At 71.0% G+C, this 20,596-nt stretch carries 1 protein-coding gene (running past one end of the window); it reads left to right on the forward strand.

All coding sequences use genetic code 11. The annotated features are described in order from the left end of the window. Positions 1-20,596, forward strand: partial view of a type I polyketide synthase gene (locus A4R43_RS39105; RefSeq protein WP_113696686.1) — the 5' portion only. It continues 8,999 nt past the right edge of the window; only the first 20,596 of its 29,595 coding nucleotides appear in the window; it begins with the start codon at positions 1-3; its stop codon lies off the right edge, out of view.

Below are 20,596 nucleotides of genomic sequence, written 5' to 3' on the forward strand. Positions count from 1 at the left end.
ATGACCGACTCCACCAACCAGTACGTCGAGGCGCTGCGGTCGTCCTTGAAGGAGATCGAGCGTCTCCGCAAGCAGAACCAGCAGCTGGTGGCGTCCGCCGTGGAGCCGATCGCCATCGTCGGCATCGGGTGCCGGTACCCGGGCGGGGTCACCAGCCCGGAAGAGCTGTGGGAACTGGTCGACGAGGGCCGCGACGCGATCGGCGGCTTCCCGCTCGATCGCGGCTGGGACGTCGAAGCCCTGCGCAGCGCCACCTTCGAAGGCGGCTTCCTGTCCGATGTGGCCGATTTCGACGCGGGCTTCTTCGGCATCTCCCCGCGTGAAGCGGTGGCGATGGACCCGCAGCAGCGGCTCGTGCTGGAGACCGCGTGGGAGTCGCTGGAGCGCGCGGGCATCGACCCGCTTTCGCTGCGGGGCAGCCAGACCGGCGTGTTCCTCGGCACCACCGGCCAGGACTACGGCAGCCTGACCGCGAAGTCCGGCGAGGGCGACGCGTTCACCACCACCGCTTCGGTGGCGAGCGTGATCTCCGGCCGGGTGTCGTACACCTCCGGCCTCGAAGGCCCCGCGGTCACCGTGGACACCGCGTGCTCGTCGTCGCTGGTGTCGCTGCACCTGGCCGTGCAGGCGCTGCGGCAGGGTGAATGCGACCTGGCGCTCGCCGGTGGGGTGATGGTGATGTCCACGCCGACCGGATTCGCCGCCTTCACCCAGCAGGGCGGGCTCGCCGCCGACGGCCGGTGCAAGTCGTTCGCCGAGGCCGCCGACGGCACGGGCTGGTCCGAGGGTGTCGGCGTGCTGGCGCTGGAGCGGCTTTCGGACGCACAGCGCAAGGGGCGCAAGATCCTCGCCGTGGTGCTGGGTTCCGCGGTCAACCAGGACGGGGCTTCGAACGGGCTGACCGCGCCGAACGGGCCGTCGCAGCAGCGGGTGATCCGGGCGGCGCTGGCGAACGCCGGGCTGCAGCCGTCCGATGTGGACGCTGTCGAGGCGCACGGCACGGGGACCGTGCTGGGTGACCCGATCGAGGCGCAGGCCGTGCTCGCCACGTACGGGCAGGATCGCGAGACGCCGCTGCTGCTCGGCTCGATCAAGTCGAACCTCGGGCACCCGCAGGCCGCGGGCGGGGTCGCGGGCATCATCAAGATGGTCATGGCGCTCCAGCACGCCGTGCTGCCGAAGAGCCTGCACATCGACGCGCCTTCGTCCAATGTGGAGTGGGACGCCGGTTCGGTCGAGTTGCTGACCGAGCGCCGCGAGTGGCCGGAGACCGGGCACCCGCGCCGCGCCGGGGTGTCCTCGTTCGGGGTGAGCGGGACCAACGCGCACATCATCCTGGAGCAGGCGCCGGCCGCCGAGGTGGTGGCGGAACCCGCTGAGGTCGAGCCGTCGGTGGTGCCGTGGCTCGTTTCCGGGCGCAGTGCCGAAGCGCTGGACGCGCAGCTCGACCGGCTGCGGTCCTTTGTGGATTCATCCGGTGCTTCCGCGCTGGATGTCGGCCTTTCGCTGGCCACGACACGCTCGGCGTTCGAGCACCGCGCGGTGCTGGTGGACGGCTTCACCGAACTCGACCGGGGCACGGCCACCGACCGGCTGACCGCGTTCCTGTTCTCCGGGCAGGGTTCGCAGCGGCTCGGCATGGGCCGCGAGCTGTACGACCGGTTCCCGGTGTTCAAGTCCGCTTTGGACGAGGTGTTCGAGCACCTCGACGTCCGCGAGGTCATGTGGGGCGAGGATGCCGAAGCGCTGAACCAGACCGGCAACGCGCAGCCCGCGTTGTTCGCCGTCGAGGTGGCGTTGTTCCGGCTGGTGGAGTCGTTCGGCATCAAGCCGGACTACCTGGCCGGGCACTCCATCGGCGAGATCGCCGCCGCGCACGTGGCCGGGGTGCTCAGCCTGGAGGATGCCTGCACGCTGGTCAGCGCTCGGGCGCGGTTGATGCAGGCGCTGCCGACCGGTGGTGCCATGGTGGCGATCAAGGCCACCGAGGACGAGATCACCCTGACTGAAGGCGTGTCGATCGCGGCCGTGAACGGGCCGTCTTCAGTGGTCATCGCGGGTGAAGAAGCCGAAGTGCTGGCCATCGCGGAGGGCTTCGAGAAGACCTCGCGCCTCAAGGTTTCCCACGCGTTCCACTCGCCGCTGATGGACCCGATGCTGGACGACTTCCGCGCGGCCATCCAGGGACTGACCTTCCACGAGCCCCAGCTCCAGCTGGTCACCACCGGCGACGTGACCACAGTGGACTACTGGGTGAACCACGTGCGCGACACCGTGCGGTTCGCCGACGTCGTACGACGCCTCGCCGACCAGGACGTGACCGCGTTCCTGGAGCTGGGCCCGGACGGCGTGCTGTCCGCGATGACGCAGGAGAGCGTCGAAGCGGTGGCCGTGCCGCTGCTGCGCAAGGACCGCGCCGAGGAGTCGGCCGCGGTTGCCGCGCTGGCGAAACTGCACGTCAGCGGGGTTTCCATCGACTGGGCGCCGCTGTTCGCGCGCACCGGCGCCCGCAAGATCGACCTGCCCACCTACGCCTTCCAGCGCCAGCGGTACTGGGCCGCGGCCGCCCGCACGGCCGGTGACGTGCGTGCCGCCGGGCTCGGCGCGGTCGAGCACCCCGTGCTCGGCGCGACCGTTGACCTTGCCGCCGGGGAAGGACTGCTGTTTACCAGCCGATTGTCGCTGCACACCCACCCGTGGCTGGCCGACCACAACGTGCGCGGCCGCGTGCTGCTGCCCGGAACGGCGTTCGTCGAGCTGGCGTTGCGGGCCGGTGAGGACCTGGGCCTCGACCGGATCGACGAGCTGACCTTGGCCGCGCCACTGGTCATTCCCGAAGACAGCGCGCTGCAACTCCAGGTGCACCTCGGGGCGCCCGACGAGCAGGGCCGCCGGTCGGTCGCGGTGTACTCGCGGGCCGACGACCTGCCGTGGACCACGCACGCCACCGGTTTCCTGGCCGAAGGCGCGCAGCCGCCCGCGTTCGACTTCACCGCCTGGCCGCCCGCCGGCGCGGAGCCCGTGGACGTGACCGGCCACTACGAGCGGTTCGCCGAGCTGGGCTTCCACCACGGTCCGACCTTCCAGGGCCTCAAGGCCGCGTGGAAGCAGGGCGACGACGTGGTGTTCGCCGAGGTCGCGTTGCCGGAGTCGGCCGAGCAGGACGCGGGCCGCTTTGTGCTGCACCCGGCGCTGCTCGACGCGAGCCTGCACGCCGCGGGGTTCGCCGATCTCGGCGAGGTCAGCCGGGGCGGGCTGCCGTTCTCCTGGGAGGGCGTGTCGTTGCACGCCACCGGCGCGACCGCGTTGCGGGTCCGGCTTTCGCGTGGTGCGGGCGAAATGGTGGCGATCGAGGTCGCCGACACCGCCGGTGGCCCGGTCGCTTCGGTCGAAGGGCTGCTCGCGCGGTCGGCTACCGAGGTCGGCGGCTCGAACGCGGCCAACTCGCTGTTCCGCCTCGACTGGGTGCCGGTGCGGACCGGAGCCGAGCCGGAGTTCACCGAGCACACCGATCTCGCGTCCATTGTGGACGTGCCGCCGGTTGTGGTGTACCGCGTCGAGGCCGGGTCGGACGACATCGTGGCCTCCGTGCACGAGGTGACCGCGCGGGTGCTGGGCGTGCTGCAGGAGTGGCTGCGTGACGAGCGGTTCGCCGGTTCGCGGCTGGTGTTTGTCACCGAGGGCCTCGGCCTGGTGGCGTCGGCGGTCTGGGGGCTGGTGCGCTCGGCGCAGTCGGAGAACCCGGGCCGCTTCGGACTGGTCGACCTGGAGCCCGGCGCGTCGGTGGCGCAAGCGCTTGCGTCCGAGGAACCGCAGGTCACCGTGCGCGAGGGCAAGGTGCTCGCGGCACGTGTGGCGCGGGCGGAAGCCGGCGAGCCCGCGAGCTGGGACCCCGACGGCCTGGTCCTGATCACCGGCGGCACGGGCGGGCTCGGCGGCGTGCTCGCGCGTCACCTGGTCGATGAGCACGGGGTGCGGAACCTGCTGCTGGTCAGCCGCCGCGGGGTGGCCGACGTGTCGGACATCGACGCGAACGTGCGGGTCGCCGCGTGTGATGTCGCGGACCGGGAGGCGTTGTCGGCGCTGCTGGCCGAGCACGACGTGAAGGCGGTGATCCACACCGCCGGCGTGCTCGACGACGGGGTGATCGGTTCGCTGGACGCGGATCGCCTGGACACCGTGCTGCGGCCGAAGGTCGATGCCGCGTGGAACCTGCACGAGCTGACCGGCGACCTGGACGCGTTCGTGCTGTACTCCTCGGCCGCGGGCACCTTCGGCACGCCCGGCCAGGGCAACTACGCGGCCGCAAACGCTTTCCTCGACGCACTCGCGGCCCACCGGCGCGCGGCCGGACTGCCCGCGGTCTCGCTGGCCTGGGGCGCCTGGGACCCGTCGATCGGGCTCACCGGCGGGCTGTCCGAGGCGGAGCTGCGGAAGATCGCCGACTCCGGCATGCCGCCGTTGTCGATCCAGCAGGGTGTCGAGTTGTTCGACGCCGCGCTCGCCGGGCCGGAGGCGGCTGTGCTGCCGGTCCGGCTCGACCTGCCGGTCCTGCGCGGACAGGCGGAGATCCCGCCGCTGCTGCGTGGCTTGATCCGGACTCGCGCGCGGCGGGCGTCGGCTGGTTCGGAGACGGCGGCCTCGCTGGTGCAGCGGCTGTCCGCGCTGGGTGAGGCCGAGCGCACGGAGGCACTGGTCGATCTGGTGCGCGGCCAGGTGGCGGCGGTGCTCGGGCACCTGGGCGCGGAGTCGGTGGACCCGGCGCAGGCCTTCCAGAACCTGGGCTTCGACTCGCTGACCGCCGTCGAACTGCGCAACCGCCTCGGCACGGCGACCGGGCTGCGCCTGCCGTCCACGCTGATCTTCGACTACCCGAACACCGCGGCACTGGCCGCCTATCTGGCCGACGAGCTGTTGTGCAATGAAAGTGGCTTTCCTAGCGAAATCCGCAATGAAAGCCACATTCATAGCATCGACGACCCGATCGTGATCGTCGGCATGGGGTGCCACTACCCGGGCGGGGTCGACTCGCCGGAGGACCTGTGGAACCTGGTGCTCGGCGGCACCGACGCCATCTCCGAGTTCCCTGCCGATCGCGGCTGGGATCTCGACACGCTCTACAACTCCGACCCCGATCACTTCGGCACCTCGTACACCCGCAACGGCGGTTTCCTGCGCGGCGCGGGTGAATTCGACCCCGAGTTCTTCGAGATGAGCCCGCGCGAGGCGATGGCCACCGACGCGCAGCAGCGGCTCCTGCTCACCACCGCGTGGGAGGCGATCGAGCGCGCCGGGATCGATCCGGCGACGCTCAAGGGCAGTCAGACCGGTGTGTTCGCCGGGGTGATGTCCAGCGACTACAGCACGCTGATCGACGACGAGGCCTTCGAGGGCTACCAGGGCACCGGCACCGCGGGCAGCGTGCTGTCCGGCCGGGTCGCCTACTCGCTCGGGCTGGAGGGCCCGGCGGTCACCGTGGACACGGCGTGTTCGTCCTCTTTGGTCGCGTTGCACCTGGCGGCGCAATCACTGCGGGCCGGTGAGTGCACGCTCGCGCTCGCCGGCGGGGTGACCGTGATGGCCACCCCGGGGTCGTTCATCGCCTTCTCCCGCCAGCGCGGCCTCGCGCAGGACGGCCGGTGCAAGTCGTTCGCCGACGCCGCCGACGGTGTGGGCTGGTCGGAAGGTGTCGGCCTGCTGGTGCTGGAGCGGCTGTCCGACGCGAAGCGCAACGGGCACACCGTGCTCGCCACCGTGCGTGGCTCGGCGATCAACCAGGACGGCGCGTCCAACGGCCTGACCGCGCCGAATGGTCCGTCGCAGCAACGCGTGATCCGGCAGGCGCTGGCCTCGGCTGGCCTGTCCACTTCGGACGTGGACGCGGTGGAGGCACACGGGACCGGGACCACGCTGGGTGACCCGATCGAGGCTCAGGCACTGCTGGCGACCTACGGCCGTGACCGCGAAACCCCGCTACTGCTGGGCTCGATCAAGTCGAACATCGGGCACACGCAGGCGGCGGCGGGGGTCGCCGGTGTGATCAAGATGGTGATGGCCATGCGGCACGGCCAGTTGCCGCAGACCTTGCACGTCGATGCGCCGTCGTCGCATGTGGACTGGGAAGCCGGTTCGGTGGACCTGCTCACCTCGCCCGCCGAATGGCCGGACTCGGGCCGCCCGCGCCGGGCCGCGGTGTCCTCGTTCGGGGTCAGCGGCACCAACGCGCACGTGGTGCTGGAGCAGGCGGAACCGGTGGCGCCCAAGCTCATCGAGCCGCTGGTGGTGCCGAAAGCCGTGCCGCTGGCGGTTTCGGCGAAGACGGCTGCCGCGTTGGACGGCCAGGTCGAGCGCATCCGTGCCTTCGACGCCCCGGCGCTGGACGTCGGTTACTCGCTGACCGGCCGGACCACTTTCGACCACCGGGCGGTGCTGATCGACGGCACCGAGGTAGCGCGTGGCACTGCCGCCGAACGTCCACTTCGGATCGTCTTCGCCGGGCAGGGCAGCCAGCGGCTGGGCATGGGCCGTGAGCTGTACGACCGGTACCCGGTTTTCAAGTCCGCTTTGGACGAGGTCTTCGCGCATCTGGACGTCCGCGACGTCATGTGGGGCGAGGACGCTGACGCGCTGAACCAGACCGGCAACGCGCAGCCCGCGCTCTTCGCGCTGGAAGTGGCGTTGTACCGGCTGGTCGAGTCGCTGGGGGTGAAGCCGCAGTCGCTGGCGGGCCACTCGATCGGTGAGATCGCGGCCGCGCACGTGGCCGGGGTGCTCAGCCTGGCGGATGCCTGCACGCTGATCAGTGCTCGGGCTCAGTTGATGCAGGCGCTTCCGACCGGTGGCGCCATGGTGGCGATCAAGGCCACTGAAGCCGAGATTCCGTTGCGTGAGGGTGTGTCGATTGCGGCGGTGAATGGGCCGTCGTCGGTGGTGATCGCGGGTGAGGAAGCCGCGGTGCTGGAGATTGCGGCTGGGTTTGAGAAGACTTCGCGGCTGAAGGTGAGCCACGCGTTCCACTCGCCGCTGATGGACCCGATGCTGGAAGACTTCCGCGCGGCCATCGAAGGGCTGACGTTCAACGAGCCGAGCATTCCGCTGCCCGGTGAGGTGACCTCGCCGGAGTACTGGGTCCGGCACGTGCGGGAGACCGTGCGATTTGTCGACAATCTCGACCCGGCCACCGCCTACCTCGAACTCGGGCCGGACAGCACGCTTTCCGCGATGGCCGCCGAAGTGGCCGAGGTCGCGGTCCCGGCGCTGCGCAAGGACCGGGACGAAGAGACCGCCTTTGCCACCGCGCTGGCGCAACTGCACGTCAACGGCATCACCGTCGACTGGCCGCGGTTCTTCGACGGCACCGGCGCCCAGCGCATCGACCTGCCCACCTACGCCTTCCAGAACCGCTGGTACTGGCCGCCGGTGGTGGTCCGCCCCGGCGACGCGGCCGGGCTCGGCCTGGTGTCCGTGGAACACCCGCTGCTCGGCGCGGCGGTCGAACTCGCGGACGGCGAGAGCGTGTTCACCAGCCGCCTTTCGCTGCGGACGCACCCGTGGCTGGCCGACCACACGGTGCTGGGCCGGGTGCTGCTGCCCGGCACCGCCTACGTCGAGCTGGCGCTGCGCGCGGGCGACGAGGTCGGCTGCGACCGCATCGACGACCTGACCCTGGCCGCCCCGCTGGTGCTGCCCGAGCTGGGCTCGGTGCAGCTGCAGGTCAGGGTCGGTGAGGACGACGGAACGGGGCGCCGGACCGTTGCCATCCACTCGCGTGCCGACGTGGACTCGCCGTGGGCGCAGCACGCGACCGGTGTGCTCGGTACCGGTCAGCAGCAGGCGGACTTCGGGGAGTTCGCCGCCGCCTGGCCACCCGCCGGCGCCGAGCCGATCGACATCGCCGGTGCGTACGACCGGTTCGCCGCCGACGGCTTCGACTACGGCCCGACGTTCCAGGGGCTGCGCGGCGTCTGGCGGTCCGGTGACCAGCTCTTCGCCGAAGTGTCCCTTCCGGACGGTGCCGACAACGCCAACTTCGGCCTGCACCCGGCGTTGCTGGACGCGGGCCTGCACGCGGTCGGGTTCGCCGACCTCGGCGTGATCAGCCGGGGTGGCCTGCCGTTCTCGTGGGAAGGCGTGTCGCTGCACGCCACCGGCGCCACCACGATTCGCGTGCGGATCACCGCGACCGGCGAGGACACCGTGTCGATCGCCGTGGCCGACGCCGCCGGTGCGCCGGTGGCCTCGATCGGCTCGCTGGTCGTTCGCGCGGTTTCCGTGGAGGAACCGGACGCCGACCGCGACGCGTTGTTCCGCGTGGACTGGGTGCCGGTGAACGCGTCCACTGTGGGCGAGTACGAGGTGCACCACGTCGAGGCCGCCGGTGAAGTGGTGGCGGCCGCGCACGCGGCGACCGCCGAAGTGCTCGCCGCGATGCAGCGGTGGCTTGCCGAGGAGCGCACCGGGCGGCTCGTTTTTGTCACCAGGAACACGGATCTGGCGGCCAGGGCCGTGCACGGCCTGGTCCGCTCGGCGCAGTCCGAGCACCCCGGTCGCTTCGGCCTGGTGGACACCGACGGTGACCCGGCGCCGGCGCTCGGCGTCGACGAACCGCAGCTCATCGTGCGGGACGGCGTGGTGAAGGCCGCGCGGCTCGCCCGGGTGGAAACCCGCGAGCGGGCGAGCTGGGACCCGGACGGCCTGGTGTTGATCACCGGCGGGACCGGTGGTCTCGGCCGTGCCGTTGCCCGTCATCTGGTGTCCGAGCACGGGGTGCGGAACCTGTTGCTGGTCAGCCGCCGTGGTGAGGCGGATGTGTCCGATTTGGACGCTAAAGTGCAGGTCGCCGCGTGTGACGTGGCCGACCGTGAGGCGTTGTCGGAACTGCTGGCGCAGCACGACGTGAAGGCCGTGATCCACGCGGCCGGGGTGCTCGACGACGGAGTGATCGACTCCCTCGACGCCGACCGGCTGGACACCGTGCTCCGGCCCAAGATCGATGCTGCCTGGAACCTGCACGAGCTGACCGGCGACCTGGACGCGTTTGTGCTGTTCTCCTCCGGCGCGGGCGTGTTCGGCACGCCGGGCCAGGGCAACTACGCGGCCGCGAACGCCTTCCTCGACGCGCTCGCCGAGCACCGCCGTGCCCAGGGGCTGCCCGCCGTTTCGCTGGCCTGGGGCGCCTGGGCGGAGAGCGGCATGCTCGCCGGTACCGACGTCGAACGGCTGGGGCGTGGCGGCATGCCGCCGCTGTCGGACGAAGAAGGCCTGCGGTTGTTCGACTTCGCGCTCGGCTCGGGGGAGGCCGCGGTGCTGCCGATGCGCCTGGACCTGCCGGTGCTGCGGGCGCAGGGTGAGGTCCGGCCGTTGCTGCGTGGCCTGATCCGGACCAGGGCCCGCCGCTCGGTCGCCGGTGCGGAAACGGCCGTCACGCTGGTGCAGCGGCTGTCCGCACTGGGCGAGGCCGAGCGCGTCGAAGCGCTGCTGGACCTCGTGCGCGGCCAGGTCGCCATGGTGCTCGGGCACGCCGGGCCGGAGTCGGTCGACGCCGAGCAGGCGTTCCAGGGCATGGGCTTCGACTCGCTGACCGCGGTCGAACTGCGCAACCGCCTGACCTCGGCCACCGGGCTGCGCCTGCCGTCCACGCTGATCTTCGACTACCCGACCACCGCCGCGCTGGCCGGTTACCTGCGTGACGAGCTGTTCGACGCGGCCGCGGTGATCCCGCGCCAGGTGACCAGGGCGGTTTCCGACGACCCGATCGTGATCGTCGGCATGGGCTGCCGGTTCCCCGGTGGGGTCGGCACCCCTGACGAGCTGTGGCGGCTGGTGCTCGACGGCACCGACGCGATCACCGGTTTCCCGGCCGACCGCGGCTGGGACCTCGACCGGCTGTTCCACGAGGACCCCGACAATCCCGGCACCTCGTACACGCGCTCCGGCGGCTTCCTGCACGACGCGGCCGAGTTCGATCCGGCGTTCTTCGGGATGAGCCCGCGTGAGGCACTGGCCACTGACGCGCAGCAGCGCCTGCTCCTGGAGACCTCGTGGGAGGCCATCGAGCGCGCGGGTATCGATCCGCTGTCGCTCAAGGGCAGCGAGACCGGTGTGTTCGCGGGCGTGATGTACAACGACTACTCGTCGATCATCGACGGTGACGGGTTCGAGGGCTACCAGGGCACCGGGGCGTCGCCGAGCGTGGTGTCCGGGCGGCTGTCCTACACCTTCGGCTTCGAAGGCCCGGCGGTCACCGTGGACACGGCCTGCTCGTCTTCGCTGGTGGCCATGCACCTGGCCGCGCAGGCGCTGCGTGGCGGGGAGTGCTCGCTGGCGCTGGCCGGTGGCGTGACCGTGATGGCCACGCCGGGCACGCTGGTCGAACTTTCCCGGCAGCGCGGCCTTTCCGCGGACGGGCGGTGCAAGGCGTTCTCGGATTCGGCGGACGGCGCCGGGTTCTCCGAGGGCGTCGGTGTGCTGGTGCTGGAGCGGCTTTCGGACGCGCGGCGCAACGGGCACCCGATTCTCGCGGTCATGCGTGGTTCGGCGGTGAACCAGGATGGTGCGTCGAATGGGTTGACGGCGCCTAATGGTCCTTCGCAGCAGCGGGTGATCCGGCAGGCACTGGCCTCGGCTGGTCTGTCCACAACGGACATCGATGCGGTGGAGGCGCACGGGACCGGTACCACGCTGGGTGACCCGATCGAGGCGCAGGCCCTGCTCGCCACCTATGGCCAGGACCGCGACCGGCCGTTGCTGCTGGGCTCGATCAAGTCGAACTTCGGGCACACCCAGGCGGCGGCGGGGGTTGCCGGGGTGATCAAGATGGTCATGGCCATGCGGCACGGGGTGTTGCCGCCGACGCTGCACGTCGATGCGCCTTCGTCCCATGTGGACTGGGAAGCCGGTTCGGTCGAGCTGCTGACCTCGCCGACGGAGTGGCCCGAGGCGGGCCGGTTGCGCCGGGCCGGGGTGTCGTCGTTCGGCATCAGCGGGACCAACGCGCACGTGATCCTCGAGCAGCCGCCGCAGGTGCTGCGTGAACTGGAGCAGCCGACGGTCTCGCCCGCCGTGGTGCCGCTGCCGGTCTCAGCGAAGACGGCCGCCGCCCTGGACGCGCAGATCGAGCGGATTCGGGCGGTGGAGGAGTCGCCGCTGGATGTCGGTTACTCGCTGACTTCGCGGGCGTTGTTTGAGCACCGTGCGGTGTTGGTTGATGGTGCGGAGGTTGCGCGGGGGACTGCTGTTGAGCGTCCGTTGCGGATGGTGTTCGCGGGGCAGGGCAGTCAGCGGATTGGGATGGGCCGGGAGTTGTATGAGCGCTTCCCGGTGTTCAGGGCCGCGTTGGACGAGGTGTTCCAGCACCTGGATGTTCGCGAGGTCATGTGGGGTGATGATCAGGAGGCGTTGAACCAGACCGGGAATGCTCAGCCTGCGTTGTTCGCGCTGGAAGTGGCGTTGTTCCGGCTGGTGGAGTCGTGGGGTGTGCGGCCGCAGTCCTTGGCTGGACACTCGATTGGGGAGATCGCCGCCGCGCATGTGGCCGGGGTGCTGAGTCTTGAGGACGCGTGTGCCCTGGTTTCCGCTCGTGCGCGGTTGATGCAGGCGCTTCCGGCTGGTGGCGCGATGGTGGCGGTCAAGGCCGCCGAGGACGAGATCACCCTGACCGAGGGTGTTTCCATTGCCGCGGTGAACGGGCCGTCGTCGGTGGTCATCGCGGGTGAGGAAGCCGCGGTCTTGGCGATTGCCGAGGGTTTCGACAAGACGTCGCGGCTCAAGGTCAGCCATGCGTTCCATTCGCCGTTGATGGATCCGATGCTGGACGAGTTCCGTGCGGCGATTGAGGGCCTGACGTTCAACGAGCCGAGCATTCCGCTGCCGGGTGAGGTGACGTCGCCGGAGTATTGGGTGCGGCATGTGCGGGAGACCGTGCGGTTTGCCGATAGCCTGAGCCCGGATGCGGCCTATCTGGAGATCGGGCCGGATGGCACGTTGTCGGCGATGGCCGCCGAAGTGGCCGAAGTCGCGGTTCCGGCGCTGCGCAAGGATCGTGGCGAGGAAGCCGCCATCGTCACCGCGCTGGCGAAGCTGCACGTCAACGGCATCACCATCGATTGGGCGCGGTTCTTCGCCGGGACCGGGGCCCGGCACGTCGAACTGCCGACCTACGCCTTCGAACACCAGCGCTTCTGGCCGTCGCGGGCGCTCGGCGGGCCGGGTGACGTGCGGGGTGCCGGGCTCGGTTCGGTGGACCACCCGCTGCTCGGCGCCGCGGTCGAACTCGCCGAGGGCGACGTGGTGTTCACCAGCAGGCTGTCCCTCTGGTCGCACCCGTGGCTGGAGGACCACACCATTCACGGCCGCGTGCTGCTGCCCGGCACCGCGTTCGTGGAACTGGCGTTGCGCGCCGGCGACGAGTTCGGCTGCGATCGCGTAGACGAGCTGACCCTGGCCGCGCCACTGGTGCTGCCCGAAACGGGAGCGCTGCAACTGAGGCTGCGCGTCGGTGCCGCCGACGAGCACGGCCGCCGCACGCTGACCGTGCACAGCAGGCCCGAGGACGCCGTCGACCTGCCGTGGACGCAGCACGCCACCGGCCTGCTGACCACCGGTGAACGGCGCGCCGAGTTCGACGCCACCGTCTGGCCGCCGCAGGGCGCCGAGCCGGTGGACATCGACGGCTGCTACCAGCAGTTCGCCCACAACGGGTTCGACTACGGCCCGGTGTTCCAGGGCCTCAAGGCGGTCTGGCGGCACGGCGAGCACACCTACGCCGAGGTCGCGCTGCCCGAGGACACCGCGCACGAGGGCTTCGGCCTGCACCCGGCGCTGCTCGACGCCACCCTGCACGCGGCCGGGTTCGGCCCGCTGGACCAGGGCGGGCTGCCGTTCTCGTGGGAAGGCGTGTCGCTGCACGCCACCGGGGCGACGGCCGTGCGGGTGCGGCTGACCCCGGCCGGGACGGACGCGCTGGCCATCGCGGTGGCCGACACCGCGGGCGAGCCGGTCGCGTCGATCGAATCGCTGCTGGTCAGGGCGGTCGAGGCGGACCAGCTCGATCAGCACCGCGCCGAGCGCGACGCCCTGTTCGCGGTGGAGTGGACCCCGGCGACCGCCACCGCGGGCGAGCGGACCACGGCCACCATGGACGGTGCGCTCGAGTCCATTGTGGATGTGTCGGACGTGGTGCTGGCGCCGGTCGAGCCGTCCGGTGACGTGGTCGGCGCGACCCACACCGCGACTGCCCGTGCGCTGTCCCTGCTGCAGGAATGGCTTGCGGAGGAACGGTTCGCCGACGCGCGCCTGGTCTTCGTGCTCCGCGACCCCGCCGATCCGGCGACCGCCGCGGTCGCCGGGCTGGTGCGCTCGGCGCAGTCCGAGCACCCCGGCAGGTTCGGGCTGGTCGAAGGTGAGGCGACGCCGGAAGCGCTCGGCGTGGACGAGCCGCGCGTCGCGGTCCGCGACGGACAGGTGCTCGTGCCGCGGATCGTCCGGACCACGCCACAGGACTCGTTCACGTGGGATCCGGACGAGCTGGTGCTGATCACCGGCGGGACCGGTGGTCTCGGCCGGGCGATCGCCCGTCACCTGGTGGATGCGCACGGCGTGCGGAACCTGTTGCTGGTCAGCCGCCGTGGTGAGGCGGACGTGTCCGATTTGGACGCGAACGTGCAGGTCGCGGCTTGTGATGTCGCGGACCGTGAGGCGCTGTCGGCGTTGCTGGCGCAGCATGAGGTGAAGGCCGTGATCCACGCGGCCGGGGTGCTCGACGACGGTGTGGTCGGTTCGCTGGACGCGGATCGCCTGGACACCGTGCTGCGGCCGAAGGTCGATGCCGCGTGGAACCTGCACGAGCTGACCGGCGACCTCTCCGCGTTTGTGGTGTTCTCCTCGGCGGCCGGGGTCTTCGGCGCGGCCGGGCAGGCGAACTACGCGGCGGCCAACGCGTTCCTCGACGCGCTCGCCGACCACCGCCGTGCCCAGGGCCTGCCCGCCGTCTCGCTGGCCTGGGGCGCCTGGGCGGAGACCGGCATGCTGGCCGGGGCGGACGGTGACCGGCTCGCCCGGTCCGGCATGCCGCCGGTGGATCCGGAACTCGGCGTGGTGTTGTTCGACGCGGCGCTGGCCTGCGACCGCGCGCTGGTGCTGCCGGTGCGCCTGGACCTGCCGGTGCTGCGGGCGCGGGCCGAGGTCCCGCCGCTGCTGCGTGGCCTGATCCGGTCCAGGGCGCGCCGGTCGGTCGCGGGCTCGGAGACGGCGGCTTCGCTGGTCAGCCGCCTGCTCGCGGTCGGCGAGGAGCAGCGCACCGAACTGCTGCTCGACCTGGTCCGTGGTCAGGTGGCCGCGGTGCTCGGCCACGTCGATGGCGCGGCGGTCGATCCGGCGCGGCCGTTCAAGGACCTGGGCTTCGACTCGCTGACCGCGGTCGAGCTGCGCAACCGCCTCGGCGCGGTGACCGGGCTGAAGCTGCCCGCGACGCTGATCTTCGACTACCCGACCGCCGCCGTCCTGGCCGACCACCTCCGCGACGAACTGCTCGGCGCGGACGCGGCGCTGATCCCGGCCCAGGTCACCAGGGCGGTTTCCGACGATCCGATCGTGATCGTCGGCATGTCCTGCCGGTTCCCTGGCGGCGTGTCCACCCCGGAGGACCTGTGGCGGCTGGTGTCCGAGGGCACCGACGCGATCACCGAGTTCCCGGCCGATCGCGGCTGGGACCTGGACAACCTGTTCGACCCGGACCCGGACCACCCCGGGACCTCGTACACGCGCGAAGGCGGCTTCCTGCACGACGCCGCCGAGTTCGACCCGGCGTTCTTCGGGATGAGCCCGCGTGAGGCGCTGGCCACGGACTCGCAGCAGCGCCTGCTGCTGGAAAGCTCGTGGGAAGCGCTGGAGCGGGCGGGCATCGACCCGCACTCGCTGCGCGGCAGCCAGACCGGCGTGTTCACCGGCGTCATGTACAACGACTACGTCTCCATTTTGGACGGTGGCGGCGACAACGAGGGCTACCAGGGGACCGGTGCGTCCTCGAGCGTGGTGTCCGGCCGCGTTTCCTACACCTTCGGCTTCGAGGGCCCGGCGGTCACCGTGGACACGGCCTGCTCGTCGTCGCTGGTGGCGATGCATTGGGCGATGCAGGCGCTGCGCAGTGGCGAATGTTCGCTGGCGCTGGCCGGTGGTGTGACGGTGATGTCCACGCCGAGTGCGTTCATCGGCTTCTCCCGGCAACGTGGTCTCGCGGTCGATGGCCGGTGCAAGGCGTTCTCGGACCACGCCGATGGTGTGGGCTGGTCCGAGGGCGTCGGCCTGGTGGTGCTGGAGCGGTTGTCGGACGCTCGGCGCAACGGGCACCGTGTGCTCGCCGTGGTTCGCGGCAGCGCGGTGAACCAGGATGGTGCTTCGAACGGGTTGACGGCGCCGAATGGTCCTTCGCAGCAGCGGGTGATCCGGCAGGCGCTGGCTTCGGCCGGACTGTCCACTTCGGATGTGGACGCGGTGGAGGCACACGGGACCGGGACGACGCTGGGTGACCCGATCGAGGCGCAGGCCCTGCTGGCGACGTATGGGCAGGACCGCGAACGGCCGCTGCTGGTCGGTTCGATCAAGTCGAACATGGGCCACACGCAGGCCGCGGCTGGCGTCGCCGGGGTGATCAAGATGGTGCTGTCGATGCAGCACGGGGTGCTGCCGCCGACCCTGCACGCGGACACGCCTTCGTCCCATGTGGACTGGGAGGCCGGTTCGATCGACCTGCTCACCTCGCCCGCCGAATGGCCGGACGCGGGCCGTCCGCGCCGGGCCGCGGTGTCGTCGTTCGGGTTCAGTGGCACGAATGCGCACGTGATCCTGGAGCAGCCGCCCGCCGTGGTGGTGCCGGAGCGCCGGGACGAGCCGACCTTGGTGCCGTGGCTGCTGTCCGCGCGCACGGAAGGCGCGCTGGACGCGCAGATCGAGCGGATTCGGGCGGTGGAGGAGTCGCCGCTGGATGTCGGTTACTCGCTGACTTCGCGGGCGTTGTTCGAGCACCGCGCAGTTTTGGTGGATGGTGCCGAGGTGGCACGGGGGACTGCTGTCGAGCGTCCGTTGCGGATGGTGTTCGCGGGGCAGGGTTCGCAGCGGATTGGGATGGGTCGTGAGTTGTATGAGCGGTTCCCGGTGTTCGCCGAGGCTTTGGACGAGGTGTTTGAGTATCTCGATGTTCGCGAGGTCATGTGGGGTGACGATCAGGAGGCGTTGAACCAGACCGGGAATGCTCAGCCTGCGTTGTTCGCGCTGGAAGTGGCGTTGTATCGGCTGGTGGAGTCGTGGGGTGTGCGGCCGCAGTCGTTGGCGGGGCATTCGATTGGTGAGGTGGCGGCGGCGCATGTGGCTGGCGTGCTGTCACTGGAGGATGCCTGCACGCTGATCAGCGCTCGGGCTCGGTTGATGCAGGCGCTTCCGACCGGTGGCGCCATGGTGGCGATCAAGGCCGCCGAAGCCGAGGTTCCGTTGCGTGAGGGCGTTTCGATTGCGGCGGTGAATGGGCCGTCGTCGGTGGTGATCGCGGGTGAGGAAGCCGCGGTGTTGGAGGTTGCGGCTGGGTTTGAGAAGACGTCGCGGCTGAAGGTCAGCCATGCGTTCCATTCGCCGTTGATGGATCCGATGCTGGACGAGTTCCGTGCGGCGATTGAAGGGCTGACGTTCAGTGAGCCGCGTATTCCGATGCCGGGTGAGGTGACGTCACCGGAGTATTGGGTGCGGCATGTGCGGGAGACCGTGCGGTTTGCCGACAACCTCGCGGACGATGTGGCGTATCTGGAGATCGGGCCGGACGGCACGTTGTCGGCGATGGCCGCCGAAGTGGCTGAGGTGGCGATTCCGGCCCTGCGCAAGGATCGTGGTGAGGAAGCCGCCATCGTCACCGCGCTGGCGAAGCTGCACGTCAACGGCACACGCGTGGACTGGCAGGCGTTCTTCGCCGGGACCGGAGCCCGGACCGTCGACCTGCCGACCTACGCGTTCCAGCGCGGGCGCTTCTGGCCGAAGGTGGTCATCCGGCCGGGCGACGCGAGCGGGCTCGGCCTGGTTTCGGTCGAGCACCCGCTGCTCGGCGCGTCGGTCGAACTCGCCGGCAACGAGGGCGCGTTGTTCACCAGCTGCCTGTCGCTGAAGTCGCACCCGTGGCTGGCCGATCACGTGGTGTTCGGCCGCACCCTGTTGCCGGGCACCGCGTTTGTCGAGCTGGCCGTGCGTGCCGGGGACGAGCTGGGCTGCGACCGCGTCGAGGAGCTGACGCTGGCGGCGCCGCTGGTGCTGCCCGAGGACGGCGCGGTGCAGGTGCAGCTGCGCGTCGGTGTGCCCGACGAGCACGACCGCCGCACCATCAGCATCCACAGCCGTCCCGAGGACGCGGTCGATCTGCCGTGGACCCAGCACGCGAGCGGTGTGCTGGCCGTCGGCGAGCACACCGCGCGGTTCGACGCCACGGCCTGGCCGCCCGCCGACGCCGAAGCGCTCGAAGTGGCCGGGTGCTACGACAGGTTCGCCGAAGCCGGGTTCGACTACGGCCCGGTGTTCCAGGGCCTCGAAGCCGTCTGGCAGCGCGGCGACGAGCTGTTTGCCGAGGTCGCGCTGCCCGAGGACGTGGAGCCGGGCACCTTCGGCCTCCACCCGGCGCTGCTGGACGCGACGCTGCACGCCTCGCTGCTCGCCGCCTCCGGTGACGGCGGTGCCGGCCTGCCGTTCTCGTGGGAAGGCGTGTCGCTGCACGCCAGCGGCGCGTCGAAGCTGCGGGTGTGGCTCAAGCGGGACGGCGAGGCCGTGTCGATCGCGGTGGCCGACACCGCCGGGCAGCCGGTCGCGTCGATCGAATCGCTGATCGTGCGCGCCGTGTCCACCGAGCAGCTGGCCGAGCGGAGCATCGAGCAGGATTCGCTGTTCAAGCTGACGTGGACCCCGGTTCCCGCTTCGGGCGAAGTACCGTCCACTGTGGAACTGACCGGCGAACTCGGTGCGCTGGAAGAAGTTCCCGAGGTGGTTCTCGCCCCGGTCGGCGGGGACGACGCGCGGGCGGTCACCGGCCGGGCACTCGGCCTGCTCCAGGACTGGCTGGCCGACGAGCGGTTCGCCGATTCCCGGCTGGTTTTTGTCACCCGTGGTGCGGTGGCCGCGGCCGAGGGTGACGTGCCGGACCTGGCGCCCGCTGCGGTGTGGGGCCTGGTCCGCGTGGCGCAGTCGGAGAACCCGGGCCGCTTCGGCCTGGTCGATCTCGATGCCGACTCGGCAGCCACCCAGGCGCTCGGCAGCGACGAACCGCAGGTCGCGGTGCGTGCCGGGGCCGTGCTGGCCCCGCGCATCGCCCGCGTGCCCGCGCCGGAGGACCGGTTCGAGTGGAACCCGGACGGCCTGGTGATGATCACCGGCGGCACCGGCGGGCTCGGCGGGGTGCTCGCGCGGCACCTGGTGTCCGAGCACGGCGTGCGGAACCTGCTGCTGGTCAGCCGTCGCGGCCACGACGCCGAGGGTGCCGACGACCTGGTCGAGGACCTCACCGAACGCGGAGCCGAGGTCCGGCTGGTCGCCTGCGACGTGGCCGATCGGGACGCGCTCGCCGCGGTGTTCGACGAGCACCCGGTCGATGCCGTGATCCACACCGCCGGCGTGCTCGACGACGGGGTGCTCGGCTCGCTGTCCGCCGAGCGCATGGACTTTGTCTTCCGCCCCAAGGTGGACGCCGCGCTCAACCTGCACGAGCTGACCCGCGACCGCGACCTGAGCGCCTTTGTGCTGTTCTCCTCGGTGGCCGGGATCTTCGGCAACGCCGGGCAGGGCAACTACGCCGCCGCCAACACCTTCCTGGACGCGCTGGCCGAGCGCCGCCGCGCCGAGGGGCTGCCCGCGGTCTCGCTGCCGTGGGGTGCCTGGGCGGGCACCGGCATGCTGGTCGCCTCGGACGCCGAACGCATGGCACGCACCGGGATGCCGCCGCTGACCGTTTCCGACGGGGTGGCGCTGTTCGACGCCGCACTGTCCACAGGGGACCCGGTGGTGGTGCCGCTGCGGCTGGACCTGGCCACGCTGCGGTCGCTCGGCCGGATCCCGTCGGTGCTGCGCGGGCTCATCCGCACGCGTTCGCGGCGGTCGGTCTCCGGCACCGAGACGGCTTCCTCGCTGGTGCAGCGGCTTTCCGCGCTGCCGGAGCACGAGCGCACCGAACTGCTGGTCGATCTGGTCCGGACCGAGGTCGCGGCCGTGCTCGGGCACGCCGGGGCCGAGGCGGTCGATCGGGAGCAGACGTTCCAGTCGCTCGGCTTCGACTCGCTGACCGCGGTCGAACTGCGCAACCGCCTCGGCGGCGCGACCGGGCTGCGCCTGCCGTCCACCATGGTCTACGACTACCCGACCCCGGTGGTGCTGGCCGAGCACGTCCGCGACGAGCTGTTCGACGCCGAAGTGGTGGTTCCCGAGCAGGTCACCAAGGTGGTCTCCGACGATCCGATCGTGATCGTCGGCATGGCCTGCCGCTTCCCCGGCGGGGTCACCACGCCGGAAGAGCTGTGGCAGCTGGTGCTCGACGGCACCGACGCGATCAGCGGCTTCCCCGCCAACCGCGGCTGGGACCTGGACGCGCTGTACCACCCGGACCCCGACCACCCCGGCACCGCGTACACCCGCTCCGGCGGTTTCCTGCACAACGCCGGCGAGTTCGACCCGGCCTTCTTCGGGATGAGCCCCCGCGAGGCGACGGCCACCGACGCGCAGCAGCGCCTGCTGCTGGAGACCTCGTGGGAGGCCATCGAGCGCGCCGGCATCGATCCGCTGTCGCTCAAGGGCAGCCAGACCGGCGTGTTCGCCGGGGTGATGTACAACGACTACTCGTCGATCCTGCACGGCGGTGACTTCGAAGGGCACCAGGGCACCGGCACCTCACCGAGCGTGGTTTCCGGGCGGCTGTCCTACACCTTTGGCTTCGAAGGCCCGGCGGTCACCGTGGACACCGCGTGCTCGTCTTCGCTGGTCGCACTGCACCTGGCGGCGCAGGCACTGCGGTCGGGTGAATGCTCGCTGGCGCTCGCCGGTGGCGTGACGGTCATGTCCACGCCCTCGGCGCTGGTCGAATTCTCGCGGCAGCGCGGGCTTTCGGAGGACGGCCGGTGCAAGGCGTTCTCCGACTCGGCTGACGGCGTGGGCTGGTCCGAAGGCGCCGGTCTGCTGGTGCTGGAGCGGCTGTCCGACGCGCAGCGCAACGGACACCCGATCCTCGCCGTCGTGCGTGGCAGCGCGGTGAACCAGGACGGTGCTTCGAACGGGCTGACCGCTCCCAACGGGCCGTCGCAGCAGCGGGTGATCCGGCAGGCGCTGGCCTCGGCCGGCTTGTCCACTAAGGACATCGACGCGGTGGAGGCGCACGGGACCGGTACCACGCTGGGTGACCCGATCGAGGCGCAGGCCTTGCTCGCCACCTATGGCCAGGATCGGGAACGGCCGCTGCTGCTGGGCTCGGTCAAGTCCAACTTCGGGCACACCCAGGCCGCCGCAGGAGCCGCCGGGGTGATCAAGATGGTGATGGCCCTGCGTCAGGGCCTGCTGCCGAAGACACTGCACGCGGACACGCCCTCGTCGC

The sequence above is a fragment of the Amycolatopsis albispora genome (genome assembly GCF_003312875.1).
Lineage (GTDB): Bacteria > Actinomycetota > Actinomycetes > Mycobacteriales > Pseudonocardiaceae > Amycolatopsis > Amycolatopsis albispora.